We start from the raw sequence: 15,882 nt of genomic DNA on the forward strand, positions 1-15,882 counted from the left end.
GGAATTATTTGTATGCTCTGAGGCGGCTGAGTGTTGATAGTGTGATGCCCAGATAAGAGGCGATATATCCCAATTGTATCCGCTGGCACATTTGAGGAAACTGAAGTTTGAATGCTTCATATCTTTCTTTTGCAGACAGGGTGAGGCGGTCTTTGTGCGAACGGTGCAGGCGTCTGTATGAATCACTCTTCCCCAGTTTGCCAGTTCGATATTGGTCTGAAACAGCCGGAGCAGATCGGTTAGTGATATTCTGTATGCGACGACGTCCTCAAGCGTTTCCACAAATTCTTCACTCATCTTATTATAATACAATTCATCCATGCTGAAGACAATCGCTCCTTCGCACGCAAAGGAAGTCGTTATTTCCTCTCCGTTTACCAGCCAGAAAGAGCGGGTCATTCCTTCTTCAATAAAATAAGCCGATTTGCAAAATTTGTCAGCCTCTATCAGTTGATGTCTCTTTGGAAAATGACATAATACTGTATTTTCTTTTAGTATTTGTATCGTTTCATCCGAAATGGGATACAAAGAGTTCATCTTATCTATAATGTTTCTCATAAAGTAGCCTTAATAATTTTCTGTCAAGTGCAAAAATAGGAAAAACAATTCTGCCTACAATAGATGCCGGTGAAAAAGGGGGGTGTTTTATCGATTCGTTCACTAAGGAGGAGAGAAACCGGAGAGTGGGAACTGCTGCTGAAAGACAAAGAAGGTACATTTCATTCTTTGGTGAAATGTACCTTCTTTGATATCGGGAAGAGGCTAAACACATGAGTATAGCCAGCTTATTCCGGAAACGGTATACATCAATTGATGTTGCTTACCTTGGATTCTGCTGTATATTCGGATTGGCATCTATCTCGCTTTGTGGAATAGGCAGAGCTATTCTCAGGTCGGTAGCTTCTATCTTTTGTGCGTTAGACGCTTTCAAAGTCTCAAGATGCCAGCTGCCCTTGCGTTCAATAGCCAGACCATTGCGCAAGTAGTCATAGAAGACTTCCCCTTCGCCAACCAGTTCCTTGCGGCGCTCTTTAAGAATCCTGTCCAGAGTAAAAGTCTCCGTTGATACTTGCTGACTGGTATCCGTGGTACGGCGGCTGATGATGTCATTCAGATAACCTTGTGCTTCTTCAAGATCCGTTCCTTTTTTCAGTCCTGCTTCAGCCGCGTTCAGATAGACTTCGGAAAGGCGGATGATGCAAATGTTATTAGTTTTGGGATCATCTCCGGTCTTGCCGGGGAACTTGGCAAGATAGACTTTCTCGTGCATGGCGGCAGCCGGAAGTCCGGTGTTGTTTTCGATGACAGATTCCTTTGTCAGGCAGTGGCGTACATCCTTGGGGTCTTCATTCAGCAGGTTCAGGAAATCTTCCGACAAGATCAGATTATTCCAGTCGACCGTTGCTTCGTTGGCATAAACCATCGGAGCACCCTCACCGCCCGTACCTCCTGAAGGTTCGGATAAAGTGATGTAAAGTTCGAATAATGATTCGGACTGGAAATCCTGCCCCCATACATTGGGATATTCCTCATAGCTGTAAAGCTGATAACGTCCGCCGTTGTTTTTGATGACATCCGTAGCGGCATCATAAGCCTTCTGATATTCACCCATATTCAGATAGACTCTTGACAGTAATGCCTGAGCTGCGCAGTAGTTTATATAGCCATTGGATGTCTCTTGTCTCAACCCGGACAGTGCATTGCTCATGTCGCTGACTATCTGTTCGTAGCATTGCGCTACAGTGCTGCGTGACGGTTTATGGGTGGGATCGGAAGGGGAGGTCTCGATGGGTACTCCCAATGAAGCCCCCTTGTCATTCGTATAAGGCATTCCGAACAACCGGGTCAGGTTGAAGAGTGAAAGCCCCCGCATTACCAGCGCTTCGGACTTGATGCGGTTCAATTCTTTAGTATCACTGCTTTGAATACTGCCCGACTCTATTTTCTGTATCAGATTATTTGTCTGTCGTATTACTTTATAAACAGTATTCCATGGCAGTACAATATTCAGATTATCGGAAGCGAGCACATTGTATTCGTAATAGGGAGATACACGTTTTCCGTCTCCTTTGGTGATACGTGCCTGTACATCGGCGGCACGGCAATCGCCGTAATACCAATAGTTGTCTCCGTAGTAGCTATGGCCGGATGCCAGACGATAAATTCCGTTCAGAGCGATCTGGGCATCGTCCAGTGTTACGATGGCCTGTCCGGTTTCTACCGAGCTGGTGGTGTTAAGGTCTAGCCAGTCTGCCGAGCAGGAGCTGTTCAGTAGAGCCATTGCTGTAAGTATGTATATATGAATTCGTTTCATTATGTTGTTTATTTAGTTAGAATGATAGGGATGTTAGAATGATAATTGAGCTCCGAAACTGAAAGTACGCATGGCGGGAGCCTCACAAAAGACTTCACCGTTAACGGGTGTTTCGGGGTCATACTGTTTCCATTTGGCCCAGGTCAGCAGATTATTTCCCGAGAAATATACCCGTACTTTGTCAATCATCAGCTTTTGAGTCCACTGGTTGGGCAGTGTGAAGCCGAGGGTAAAGTTTTTCAGGCGTAAATGATCGGTGCTGTGGATATAGCGGGACGAGTTGGTGGAAGTAGCCGGTTCACCATATACGAAACGTGGGGTATCCGTCTGATCTCCGGGCTTTTGCCAACGGTTCATCATATATGCGGGCAAGTTGTATCGTGAACTGTAGATGGAACTGCTGCCGTTTTCAATATAAGTTCCCAGTTTGTCGAATGAGTAACCGCCCAGTGAATAAGTTAGTGTAAAGGTCAGGTCTATCCATTTGTAATTCAGGATATTGGTGAATCCTCCTGATACTTTGGGAGTAGCGGTCTTGTACGGAATAGATTCTGCTTTGGCAGCGTCGGTGGTGAGTTCCCGATTGTAGCTTCCGTCTTCATTTTTTGTATTCAGATAATATTGGGCAGAACCGGTCAGCGGGTCTACTCCGGCAAACTCTTTTACATAAAATGTATGATAGGGGAGTCCCACTTTATGGATGAACCATGTTCCCTCAATCGTCTGGTCTAATAGTCCGTTGAGTGAAACGATCTTATTCCGGTTATGGCTCAGGTTGAAAACACTGGTCCAGTTAAAGTCGTTGGAAACAACATTCAGCGTACGCAATTCAAACTCTACTCCCTTGTTGTTCAGGCGTCCGATGTTGCTTAAATAACTGGTAAATCCGGTAGTGGCGCTGATGGGGAGACTGTAAAGCAAGTCCTTGGTATCCCGGTTGTAATATTCCAGACTCGCAAAAATACGATTGATAAATGAAAGGTCGATGCCCAGATTCAGGCTGTAATTCTTTTCCCATGTCAACAGATCATTGGGTTGTGCCGATTCATACGATCCGGCTGCCTCCATGTAGTTTTCTCCATAACTGTACAGTCCTTTGTAGCCGTAGTATGAACCGGGCTGATTTCCGTTTACACCATACGAGGCACGTATCTTGATATCACTCAAAACCGGCTTTACGGCTTTCATGAAATTCTCGTTGCCCAAATGCCACATACCCGACACAGACCAGAAATTTCCCCAGCGGTTGTTGGGTGAAAGGCGTGAACTTCCGTCGCGACGGTAACTTCCGGCGATGTAGTAACGGTCGTCATAGTCATAATTCAGTCGTGATAGATAAGAAATCATCCGATAGGCTTGGGTGGCAGACTTGAAACTGTTCAATACGGCGGCATTATCCGGTTCTGTCAGTTTATCACTGGGCAGTTTGGACTTTTCACCCGAAGCGTGGTCTGTCTGGTAGCTTTCTATTTCATAAGCCGCCAATACATCGAGATGATGTTTGCGGGCGAAAGTACGCACATAGTTCAGTGAGGTCGATGAGATCAGTTTGCCGTATTCAATGAAGCCTTTGGCTGTCTGGGCGTCGCTTCCGCTTTTAGGGCCTGCCGAGCTCAGAGGGTTATAGTAGCGTGAATCCTTCTGGATAGTATAATCATAGCTTAATGTCTCTTTCAGTTTGAGACCTTTGATCGGCTCTATCGCTGCGTAACCGGTTGAAAACATACGTGTCATACGCACGCGGTTGTAATCGGTGAGTATGTCGCGCAACGGATTCAGGCTGGTGCCGTCATAAGCTCCTACATAGTTTCCTTCTTCATCACGCACCACCATGGAAGGTGTCATGGTCATGGCCACGCACAGAAAAGGGTTGATAGATGATCCGCGTTCCTCATTCATTTCCTGGTTCATTTGCGAGAACATCATATTTGCTCCTACTTCCCCGTATTTGCCGACTTTCTGCGTAACGTTCAAGCGTGCTGAGTAACGGTCCAGACTGGAGTTTTTGGCCAATCCTTCCTGATTGTTGTAGCCGAGCGAGGCATAGAATGTAGAACGGTCGTTACCGCCGGAGACGGAAGCTTCATAACTCTGATGCATAGCGGTGCGGAGCAGCTCTTTTCGCCAGTCCGTATATCCCATGGACGGCTTATATGCATATGTGCCGATATTGGAATTGGCATATTCACTCGGAGACTCCATACCGTTGTCTATTGCGTAATTCAGCAATCCTTCATAGAGCAGTTCTTCCCGTTGGTCACCGTTGAGGGTAGGGCGGAAGTCGACAGCCGCATGAGAGAAGCCGCCTGACACGTTCAAGTCCACACGTACCTTTCCGGTATTTCCTTTTTTAGTTGTAATCAATATGACGCCATTGGCGGCGCGGGAACCATACAGGGAAGCCGCTGCCGCATCTTTGATTACAGTCACGTTTTCAATATCCGACGGATTCAGTGTACTCATTATATTGGTCTTGGAGTTGTTCATATATGCTGCATCAGGACCACCGGAACTCATACTCCCGGAAGTAACCGGTACTCCATCTATGACAAACAAAGGTTCCTGTGAAGCGTTGAACGATCCCATTCCTCTGATGCGAATACTTTGGTTGGCACCCGGTTGACCGGAACTGCTGGTTATTTGTACACCGGTAGTCATACCTTGCAACTTTTGCTCAACGCTCATCACGGGTACTTCTTTCAGCATATCTGTACGCAGCGTATTGGCCGATCCTGTGAACGAGGATTTGGAGAAATTACCATACCCTGTTACTACTACCTCGTCAATATCCATCGTTTCGGGAATCAGTACTATTTTGAGTTCTTTCTCTTTGCGGGGGACGCGTATTTCCTGTGTCTTCATTCCCACATAAGATACGACCAGCATCTTGGTTCCGGTTTCCACGGACAATTGAAACTGACCGTTGATATCGGTAATCACTCCTTTGGTGGGATTCCCCTTTACACTGACGGTGGCACCGATAAGTGGTTCATTATCCTCTGATGATATAACAACACCGGATATGTTCAGTTGCTGAGCGGATGCATACGAAATACTCAACAAACAAAACAGTAAGCTAAAACATAATGTTAACCTTTGATTAATCTTCATACTTTTATATTTAAAAATACATTTGCTATAAAGTCGATACAAAGGATATACCAATAGGATATAAAGAAATGCTGAAAAGATAAGATACAGATTAACAGCGGAGTTGAAAAAACGATATTATTGGGGCGGTGTGGAAAAAAATGTGGAAAGGTGTGGAAAATATCCCCAATCATTGGTACGATAAATAGCGTGGCTATATGGATTATCGTACCGATAATGATTGGGTATATAGGTCTTACAATTTAATATCCCGGATTCTGATACTCGCTGCCGTTGATAATGGTAGCGGTAAAGGTCGTAGAAATGGGACGTAAAGCATAATTCGGATCAAAGAACCGTGCGAGATCCGGGTGAGTATCTTTCAGATAATCGGAACTCTTGAACATCCCTGTCCGTTTCAAATCGTAGAAACGGCAATATTCACCGCATAGTTCGCGTCCTCTTTCGTCTAATACGTCACGAACCGTCATGCTGCCCGTTAACGGGTTTGCTCCGGCGCGTTCGCGAACCTTATTCAGGTATTTGGCGGCATTCGCTCCTCCGTTCAGATAAATGTCAGCCTCTGCGGCAATCAGATAGACTTCCGCCATACGCATGATAAACGTAGCGTTTAAGTTTCCGTTTCTTTGTTTGGAGGCGTTTGCAACGTAATAGTTACTGCTGTTGTGCTTGTTTAGTGACGGATAATAGTAACGGAACAGATTCTCGCTGGTACCGTCGTTCTTGTAATTCCCTGTTACATTTGTATACGAGTAGTTCATGTTCACATTGTTGTTTTCATCACTGTAGACATGATTGTAATCAATCAACAAATAGTCGGTCTTGTGCTCATTCTGTTTTTCCGTAGAATAATCCGCATCCTGCGGCATGATAAATTTAATGGCCGGATCACCTTTCTTCAGAGCTTTGCCGATGACTGTTTCGTCTTTATCGTACATGTGTACGGCACTTTCGTCCCAAGTATAACTTTTATTGGCCTTCCATTGGGTAGTGAATGACTGGTGGAATCTGGGGTCTAACGTGCCGTCATTCTGTACATACAGATTCAGTAAGTGTTGCGTGGGCATGAAGATGCCGCTGATGGAGCCTTCCCATGTCAGTCGTGTCTCCTGATTGTCTTCACGGGCACCGAACTTATTGATGTCACACAGGAAATACTCGTCATTGCGGTTTAACTTGTAGTTACCGTTGCTCGAACCGTGTCCGTCCGTGCCTGCATACCAGCGATGTTTCCAGAGCGCTTCCTTGTTTTCCCAGTTATTGCTTTCTTCGAATACTTCACTGTACGTAGGATACATATAAGTGTTGTATTTCCCGCCACCCGATTCGCAGTCGGAGATCAGCTGCAAGGCTGCGTCGAGAGCTTCCTGCAGGTATTCCGTGCTTCCATACTCGTAGGTCTGCAGACAGGCTTTTGCCAGAAAGCCGAGAGCGGCCTTCTTGGTCGGAGTGGTAGTCGTGGCATGATTCCCGATTGACAGCCATTCGGATGCGAATCTCAGGTCGGGCAGGATGACTTCTTTGTAGATAGTCATCGGGTCGGTGCGGACAGGAGAGTAGTTAAGGCTGGTTTCCGGTTCCGTAAGCATGGTTACCCCTCCGAATTGTTCCACTGCATTGAAGTAATAGACAGCTCTCATGAAGCGGGCTTCGGCAACTTTTGCATTCCGTTCCTCTTCTGTGGCATAGGGAGGCTTGTCGCCTAAGGCGATGGCTTCGTTGCAGGAACCTATTCCGTCGTATGTCCCGTTCCACCAGTTATTGGTGTAGGTCGTGTTGGGCGATGTGCCGGCGAAAAACCAGAACCATTCGGTGTAGCTTGTCGATTGGTTAGCCTTGTACGTCCAGAGGTCCGTATCCCCTTCGGTCAGCGACATCCAGTCTGCGGCACCGTAGTAAAACCTTTCCATTGCGAAGTAGCACTGGTTGATCAGTGTTTCGTATCCCTCGGTCGAGGTAGCCAATGTTTCATTGGTAAATGCGCCCGGATTGTACTCTTCCAGCGAGCAGGAATGCAGGAATAGTGCGGACAGCAGGACAGAGCAAAAAACTGTTTTTAAATGTATACTTTTCATTGTCATTTTCTTCTTTAATTAGAATGTGAGATTAACTCCAAATACAAATTGCCGATAGGTGGGAAACGCGTCCGAACCGTTCGTTTCGGGGTCTGTGTCCTTCAGTTGCTTGTCTTTCACAAAGATGAACGGATTGTAGGCCGTAGCGTAGATACGGCATTTCTCCATCAATACCTTGCGGGAAATGTTGGCGGGGAGGGTATATCCCAGAGTGATATTCTTGATCTTGATGAAGGAGCCGTCGTGTACTCCCAGCGAAGGATATACCGTTTTTTGTTCGTCTCCCGTTCCGGGACGCGGGAAGTATGCGCCCTGATTGTCCTCTGTCCAGTAATCCACGCCTGCCAGCTGATTCTTGGTCACACTTTGCTCTGCGGTATAGTAGCCGAGCAGGTCACTGTTGATCGTCTGCCCGTAGCGTGCCATTGCAAAGACGGATAAATCGAAGTTCTTGTAGGTGAAGGAGTTGTTCAGTCCGATGATCCAGTCCGGATTCGTGTGTCCCAGAATTTGTCTGTCATCGGTGCTGTATTTATGCACTCCGCCGTCTCCGTTTTTATCCACAGTCTCTATCTTGATAAATCCCGGATTTACGCCATATGCATCCAGCGTCTCCTTCGGAGTGTCACTTCCCCAGATACCTGCATATTTATAGCCGTAAATGGCGTGAATCGGTTCGCCGGTAAACAGGTTCTCGGAGATCAGGTCACCGTCGGGCAGCTTGTCTATCTTCTCTTTGCTCCAAGTGGCGGACAGGGTCGTGTTCCATGTAAAGTCCTTGTGCTGTATATTGTGGGAGTTCAATATCACTTCCACGCCCTGATTGCTCGTTTGGGCGATATTCTGCCAGATAGAGAGAGGAGACCCCCATCCGGTCAGTCCGCTGGTGATGGGTAATATACGCTTGAATAATAATCCTTTGGTGGTTGTTCTGAACCATTCAATGGAACCGTCGATGCGGCTGTTCAGTATGCCGAAGTCCAGACCGATGTTCCAGTTGTACGATTTTTCCCAACCGAGGTCGGCGCTGCCGTAAGTCTCCGAGTATTGTGTGAAAGGAACGATTTTTCCGCTGACGGAGACTCCGCTGGCAGAATATACGTAGGCTTGTGTAGTGGTGCTGTAGGCGTCCGTTCCGCCGGAATTGCCCGTGATGCCGTAGCTGACTCTCAGTTTCAGGTTGTCCAGCCAGCTTCGTGTCTTTTCCATAAAAGCCTCGTCGGAAATTCTCCAGGCTATGGCGCCTGCCGGGAAAGCATCCCATTTGTGTCCGGCGGAGAATTGTGAGACACCGTCCCAACGGGTGGAGAAGTTGAATAAATACTTGCTCTTGTATGAATAGTTGAGGCGGAAAGCAAAAGACATTTTCTGTGTCTGTGCGAAGTCCGATTCCACATGTGGGGAGGAACCCGAAGTCAACCGCCAGAACGACCATTGGTCTACCATCTGTCCGCTTGCGGCAGCCATGTTGCTTTCCGACTGGTTCTTGTTCCACGAAGTGATTAAAGAACCTCCTACGGTGTGCGCTTTGGCAAGGGTAGTGCTGTATGCCAGAATGTTTTCCCACGTGTAATTCCATGCGTTGTCATTGGTGATGGAGGCGTGAGGCGAACCCGCATAACTCGGACGGTTGGCGTTGCATTGGTTTCCCCAGTATTGTCCTCGTCGGGAATGGTTCAATGTCCCGTTGATCCGGCTGGTGAATGTGAAATCTTTGAGAGGAGTCAGCTCGACATACCCGCTCATATTCAGGTAAGTGGAACGGGTGTTGTTCGCATATTGATTCTCTATGAAATCTCCCATCGGCGAATACTGCCCTGTGATATATTCGTGATTGATCTTGCCTTCCTCATCGTAGGCATCCCCCAACGGGAAAGCAGAGAGGGAGCGGGTAAACGTGTTTTTCACGCCGGAATTCAAATCACGGTACACCAGATTGGAGCTGAAACCGACTTTCGCCCACGAAAAGAGTTGCTGGTCGATGTTGAGCCGCAAAGAGTACCGGTTCAGATTTTCATTGCTGAGCAGGCCTTCTTCCCGGTTGTAGGAGGTCGAAGCGAATATCCTTGTCTTTTCCGTTCCGCTGCTTACCGAAAGGCTGTACTTTTGTGTGGTAGCTGTATTGCCGGAAACCTCGTCTACCCAGTCAATCCATTTTCCGGCATTATACGCATCTGTAAAAGCCTGCTTGCCCAGTAGGGCAGACATATCGGAAGGGAAATCACCGTTCTTATATCGGTATGCCTCTTTTTGGTAAGTCACCCATTCATCCTGAGTCATTCCGTGTTTGTAGTTGGGCGATCCGCTGAAGCCGTAATACGCGTCAAAGTTGATTGTGGCTTTGCCTTCTTTTCCTCTTTTGGTGGTGATAATCACAACACCGTTTGCTCCTGCCGAACCGTAAATGGCGGTGGATGAAGCATCCTTCAGAACATCGACACTTTCAATATCGGAAGGGGTGACCTGACTATAGCTTCCGGGGATTCCGTCGATAATAAACAGTGGCTCGTTATTGCCATATATGGAACGCGAACCACGCAGCAGGATGCTGACTTCACCGCCTACCTGTCCCGATGTTTTGGTGATGTCCATGCCGGGTATCTTTCCTTGAAGAGCCTCCATCACATTACTGGTAGGAGCAGCCAGTACCTCGGCACTTTTGACAGAGGTTACCGCTCCTGTCAGATCCCGCTTTTTGACGGAGCCGTATCCTACTACTACCACTTCGTCAATCAGTCGGGCATCTTCCACCATTATGATTTCCAGTTTGCTTTTATTACGTGTGCTGACTTCCTGTTCTATGTATCCCATATAAGATACTTTGAGTATTGCGTTGGGCGACACACGCAGTGTGAAGAGTCCGTCTACATTCGTAATAGTCCCGTTGTTTGTGTCTTTTTCTACAATATTAGCTCCGATTATCGTCTCTCCCTGAGAGTTTTTCACTACGCCGGAGATGCTTCTGCTCTGCTGGCCGTAGACTTGTGTGGCTCCGACTACCGATATTATTCCTGTTAAAAGGAATAGCAGGTAGAATCTTATTATATAAACTGTCTTTAGGGTAACGTCTGTCCCTATGTTTGTTTTATCAGAAAATGATTTCATGTTTTTTGTTTAATTGTATGTTCACTAATTGGTTTTTGAATAGTTAAATCTCTGAATGATTTAAATCTATGTTCCGATTATACCGATTTGATTTACCTCATAGGCTATTAGATTTTATTGGTTAAAACTGCGATTGTACCGTGAATTGACGGTCAATCTTTGAGTGTATGTATTTGATGTGGCGCCACTATCAATATCAGTTTATTTAGACTGATTGGACAAAAGTAGGCATAGAGCGTTGTGGATTGAAAAAAATAAAGTTGACTTTTATTTGAATTAAGTTGATTCTTACTATCTTTGCCTAAACGTATTCACTTAAATAACAATGATATGGATGTTGAAATAAAAGATAAGGCTAGCCAAAGGCATGTCGGTCGCAATTTACAGAGGATTCGTGTGTATTTAGGCATGAAGCAGGAAGCTTTGGCGGCTGATCTTGGTATTAGTCAACAGGAGATTTCAAAAATAGAAAAGCAAGATGAAATAGAAGATAAGCTTTTAACGCAGATAGCTACTGCCTTGGGGGTATCTGCTGAAGTAATAAGAGACTTTGACGTCGAAAGAGCGATTTATAATATTAATAGTTATAAAGATGCAACGATTTCTCCAGGAGCAACAGCAACTGTTTATGCTCATACACAACAAATTAATCCTCTTGATAAAATCGTGGAGTTGTATGAACGTTTGTTGCAGAGCGAAAGGGAAAAGATTGAGTTGTTGAAAAACGCAAACAAATAATCACAGAACAAATAAATTCTAAGCAAGAACCATTATTATGAAACCTGAGACTTATACCAATGCCTTACACATAGGGCGGAAAATAGAAAGAGTGCGTCGCCTTCGTGGAATGACTCAAACTGATTTGGGAGACTTACTGGGTATTACCAAGCAAGCTGTCTCCAAGATGGAGCAGACAGAGAAGCTTGACGATGAAAGAGTGAAGCAAGTAGCAGAAGCATTGGGTGTTACTGAAGAAGGATTAAAAAAGTTCACCGAAGAAACTGTCTTGTACTATACAAATAACTTTTATGAGAATTCCAATGCGACCGCTACTAATATTGGTACAATCTCAAATCTTGAGAATATAAATCACTTTTCAATGGATCAAGCTGTGAAGTTGTTTGAGGAATTGTTGAAAATTGAAAGAGAAAAATATAGTGGAGGAAAAGAGGAAAGCGCTAAATAATAATAGGTTTATCCTTTTCCTTATTTAGGATTCTTAGAAATATATGATAAAGCTCCATTTAGTTGTTCGGACATTGAAGAATAACTAAATGGAGCTTTAAATTGATAGATATCCTATAAATGTGTTCTAATCAAATAATTGATAGAAGTCAGCAATTGAATTATTGCTTCTTGCCTATCATTTAAAATGGATTGAATGATTCAATAATGGGCTAACCGATACGCAAAAGAACTAAATCGTCCAAATATGAATTCAAATCATATAAATCTAAAAGTCGTTTATTGGATAAAGAATTCCTATGCTAAATTTAGCTCCGGCTTGTGCAATAAATAATCTCTTTCAGTACATAAATTAATTCGTCCGACTATAGCCGGACGCAAGTTTGCCTATAGCCGACGTTACGTTTGCCTATAGTCGGACGCAAAGTTGCCTATAGGCGGACGAATTAATTTATGCACCCGCGGATATTATTTTTTATAGAGAAAATGTTTATTGTGTTCGTCTGCAATGATTGCAGTAACTCGAAAGTAGATTCAAGAAACATCAATAGAGTAAGTAATTCATAGTCACTTTTTTCTATAATACTCTATTATACAAATGAATACAATGCACCTTCTTTTTTGGGTATTATGTTCTCTCTCTGTATATTTGAATGTCGCAATCATGCTTTTCTATCTATGATATTGATTGGCGCATATAGTGCGACAACTAACTCACATAATGTGCAATAGCTACCGCACATAATATGGATTAGCTATCGCACATTATGTGAGTTAGCTTAAAGGCATAAATTATTTTATAGAATGACAATTTCAAATCAGCAGACTATGTGTCTGTTTGCATTAAAAGAATAAGAAGATGCATTGTAACAGGCTGAACAATTGAATGATAGATGAAAATATGATTTGCTGACGAGGTTTTATTTTATTCATAACTGCATAACAATAGGTCAAACGGTATGAAATTGGTTAGTTATCTTTGGGCAATGAGACTAGCGAACTTTGAAAATTATTATCTTTGTTGTCTTATGTAATGATACAGTTTGGTCTAGAACAATAGATGCTGTAATCTGTGACTGAAAATTTGATAATTATGAATATTGGCGATAGTGATATTCTATATTCTTTTGATAGAGCCCGTCTAATTGACAGAGCTCGCAATGGATTCATGAGAATAGACGGGCTTACCTTTAAACGAGCTAGAGATTATATGGACAAATATAGTGCTCGTGATTATTTGATGCAATGTCCGCTTGACCTTTCAACGAAAGAATTGGTCAGTGGGATGAAAGATTATTGCCTGCAGCGTAGAGCCGAAATGCTCGAACCTTATCGAAAAAAAAGATATTCAATTCATGGTGATCCCATACATCATCTTTATATTATAGGTAATGGATTTGACAGATATCATGGTGCTGATTCTACATATATGGATTTTCGCAGCTATCTATTAAAGCACAATGATTTTGTCGTGAAGATGTTCGAACTCTTCTTCGGTCCCCGATCTATGATGAATAATTTTGATGATTATAATGATTTTCTTTTGTGCCTTCAATACGGACGCAAATTGCCAGCTCCAAAGAACACTTGGGCTAAAGACTATTTATGGAAGGATTTTGAGAAATATCTTAGTGAACTGAACAGGGAACGTATTTTTGATTTTGTTGATGAGAATTTGCCGCGATTATACGAAGATGACGAGAATTTTAGTTATGCTGAATATTTAGGTCCTATAGATATTGTTGCTGATGTTGTTTCTTCTTGTACCTTCGAAATGCAATATCAGTTTCACCGGTGGATTAATACAATACATTACAAGAAAGGGTTTAGGAAAAATATGCTGTATCTTGATCCGAACGCTGTTTACCTGAATTTTAATTATACATTGTTTCTTGAAACAGAATATAATATTTCCCGGGAACATATTCTTTATATTCACGGCGATAGAAGGCAGAAATTTGGCTCTTTGGTTTTAGGGCATAATGTAGAGGATAATGAAGTCGCTTTTGATGAGTGGGTTCATAAACATAAAAATCGTCGGAGATATCGCCCGAATCTGAAGGATAAGAAGGGTAAATATTTTGCCAATGATAAGTTGGTCTATCTCGCTTTCTTTTTAAAGGATATGAAAAAAGGGAATTGGAAAAATCCAATAAGGTATTATGCTGTAGATCATATTGAGGAGCGTTTGGAAAATTATTATGCGAAGAACATAAAACATTCTAATGACATAATAGATCATAACTTGGGCTTTTTTGAGTCACTGAATGATTTGAAAGAGATTACATTGCTTGGTCATTCGCTGGGTGATGTAGACTTTCCATATTTTAAGGCAATTGTTGAAAATGTAAGAAATGTGAATGATCTGATTTGGGATTTTAGTTATTATAGTGATAATGATATTATAAATATCAGAAGATTTTGCAGACATCTGAATATTCCCCAAGGAAAAAATGTCCGGCATTTCAAGATGTCTGATATAAAGCGGTAGCCGGACTCACACCATTCGCATATCTTTAATTCTAAACGATCTGTTTGGCGGTATGTGACTAGTTAATGCTGCTATTATGCAGTGTTCTATTGTATAGGTGTGTACGCTTTCTGCCTTGAGCAGAGTTTCTAAAACCAGAATCGCTAGTAGGTCTTTAAGATTCGAATGTGATTTGTTTAATGGTTATGAGGGCAGGCACAAGCCTGCCCTCTTTTCAAAATTGAAGGATATCACAATCCTCTTTTTTTATTTGAATAAATAATAATAATTGCTTGCGGCAAAAAGAGCCAGAAACCGGAGGTAGGTTCAATAATACAACCGATTATGGTAAGCAGTAAAATAGAGTAACCTAAAAATACGGGTGCCGGTTTTTGTTCTTTTCTGATATAATATTGAAGCGTTTGCCCCAAAAGGATAAGTATTACTCCACAGATCAAGAACCAAAAGGCGAAACCTTGACTATAATTCTCTCCAATAGAATTTACCAATCCATTTCTGAGCATTTCCGAAAAAGCATCTTTTCCGATAAATAGTGCATAAATCGTATGAATGATTCCTGTCGCTGTTAAAAATGTCCCACTATATTTCCAAAGTTTCATGTTCTTACTGTTTATATACTTAGTTAATGTTGCAAATATAAAGGATAGTAAGATATGGGTATTGGATGAATTCGACTTTTTTTATTTTGTATAAATGATAGTAGTCTCATTATCGGGTGGCAATGATAAAAAGAAATTTGGAGTACTACCGGATAGCTTTTTCACTTCTCTTGATAAATGAGAGGCATCATAATATCCGGCTTTTACTGCTACTGATAAAAGATTGTCGAATGATTCGTTTTTCAATATTTTAATCGCATTTTTGAATCTTACTATACTATTATATTTTTGAGGAGTGAAACCTGTATGTAACTTGAATTTTCGTTCAAAGTGTCGTTGGCACAGATTAACTTCGTCCATTAAATGGCTTATGGATATCTTGCCTTCATGCGCATTTATTTGATTCACAGCATATGCGATTTGTGCATCCATTGTATGGCTGCTTTTATATAGGTGCTCTTTCAGATAGCGTTCTATTAAATTAATCTTGCACTGAATACCCTGTTCTTCGAATAACCTTTCAGCAAAAGAATCGCTAAAAATAGTGTTTAAGTCATTTACACTTAACCTTATATTTGTCAATTCGCTTAGAGAAATTTTCATAAAACGGGATAGTCCGCATGGACGAAAGCGAACTCCAAATGTATTGATAGTACCTGATGATGTTATTAATGCCGAACAGACGTTCATGGGACCAATAAAATAAGAATGATAAGGCTGCATTATAATACCATGATTAACAGTGTTTTCTAATATAAACATAAAGTCCGTACATCCATCTGTAGATAGTTTTATTTGCATACCTTGTTCTGTTTGGCCTTTGAACTCCCAATATCTATCAACGTAAGGAGCAAGTATATGGCATGGTAAGTATTCTTTGTAAGCCCCCGATAAAGTACCCGTTGTCTTTGTATCTTTAAGTCTCGATCTTTGCCAGAAAAAAGACTATGCAAAAAATGAGTAAAGAAGAATTCATTGAAATCCTGTCTCGTCAACAGCGTA

General features: G+C 42.7%; 8 protein-coding genes and 2 pseudogenes. 3 read left to right on the plus strand and 7 right to left on the minus strand.

What is annotated here, in order from left to right:
• Nucleotides 1-4: 4 nt before the first annotated feature.
• The 5 genes and pseudogenes from NBH01_RS06535 to NBH01_RS06555 all read right to left on the minus strand — a co-directional run bounded on the left by NBH01_RS06535 (nucleotide 5) and on the right by NBH01_RS06555 (nucleotide 10,605).
• Nucleotides 5-558: pseudogene (locus tag NBH01_RS06535) on the minus strand (Crp/Fnr family transcriptional regulator).
• A 262-nt stretch (nucleotides 559-820) separates the two neighbouring features.
• Nucleotides 821-2,314 carry a RagB/SusD family nutrient uptake outer membrane protein gene (locus NBH01_RS06540; protein ID WP_250700042.1) on the minus strand — a complete coding sequence of 498 codons (1,494 nt, stop codon included), beginning with the start codon at nucleotides 2,312-2,314 and terminating at the stop codon, nucleotides 821-823.
• A 33-nt stretch (nucleotides 2,315-2,347) separates the two neighbouring features.
• The gene (locus NBH01_RS06545; protein WP_215709822.1) at nucleotides 2,348-5,425 is read right to left on the minus strand and encodes a SusC/RagA family TonB-linked outer membrane protein; all 3,078 of its coding nucleotides are present in this window, start codon (nucleotides 5,423-5,425) and stop codon (nucleotides 2,348-2,350) included.
• Nucleotides 5,426-5,667: 242 nt separating this feature from the next.
• A complete protein-coding gene (locus tag NBH01_RS06550) occupies nucleotides 5,668-7,500 on the minus strand; it encodes a RagB/SusD family nutrient uptake outer membrane protein (RefSeq protein WP_250700043.1) in 1,833 nt (610 codons plus the stop codon).
• A gap of 18 nt (nucleotides 7,501-7,518) precedes the next feature.
• Complete coding sequence (locus NBH01_RS06555) at nucleotides 7,519-10,605, minus strand: SusC/RagA family TonB-linked outer membrane protein (protein WP_250700044.1); 3,087 nt, start codon at nucleotides 10,603-10,605, stop codon at nucleotides 7,519-7,521.
• A gap of 330 nt (nucleotides 10,606-10,935) precedes the next feature.
• Here NBH01_RS06555 and NBH01_RS06560 point away from each other — a divergent pair, with 330 nt between their 5' ends.
• From NBH01_RS06560 to NBH01_RS06570, 3 genes are all read left to right on the plus strand, one after another.
• A complete protein-coding gene (locus tag NBH01_RS06560; RefSeq protein WP_008764049.1) occupies nucleotides 10,936-11,343 on the plus strand; it encodes a helix-turn-helix domain-containing protein in 408 nt (135 codons plus the stop codon).
• Between the two features lie 37 nt (nucleotides 11,344-11,380).
• Nucleotides 11,381-11,791: a helix-turn-helix domain-containing protein gene (locus NBH01_RS06565; protein WP_008764048.1), complete on the plus strand. Its 411-nt coding sequence runs from the start codon at nucleotides 11,381-11,383 to the stop codon at nucleotides 11,789-11,791.
• A 1,092-nt stretch (nucleotides 11,792-12,883) separates the two neighbouring features.
• The gene (locus NBH01_RS06570; protein ID WP_032840461.1) at nucleotides 12,884-14,281 is read left to right on the plus strand and encodes a bacteriophage abortive infection AbiH family protein; all 1,398 of its coding nucleotides are present in this window, start codon (nucleotides 12,884-12,886) and stop codon (nucleotides 14,279-14,281) included.
• Nucleotides 14,282-14,511: 230 nt separating this feature from the next.
• On the opposite strand, the gene NBH01_RS06575 is transcribed toward NBH01_RS06570, so the two are convergent.
• A complete protein-coding gene (locus tag NBH01_RS06575; RefSeq protein WP_008764046.1) occupies nucleotides 14,512-14,880 on the minus strand; it encodes a DUF6463 family protein in 369 nt (122 codons plus the stop codon).
• Between the two features lie 81 nt (nucleotides 14,881-14,961).
• Nucleotides 14,962-15,762, minus strand: a pseudogene (locus NBH01_RS06580) (DUF6597 domain-containing transcriptional factor); the annotation flags it as partial.
• Between the last annotated feature and the right edge of the window lie 120 nt (nucleotides 15,763-15,882).

Origin of the sequence: Bacteroides sp. B1-V-101, assembly GCF_023656585.1 — a bacterium.
Lineage (GTDB): Bacteria > Bacteroidota > Bacteroidia > Bacteroidales > Bacteroidaceae > Bacteroides > Bacteroides thetaiotaomicron.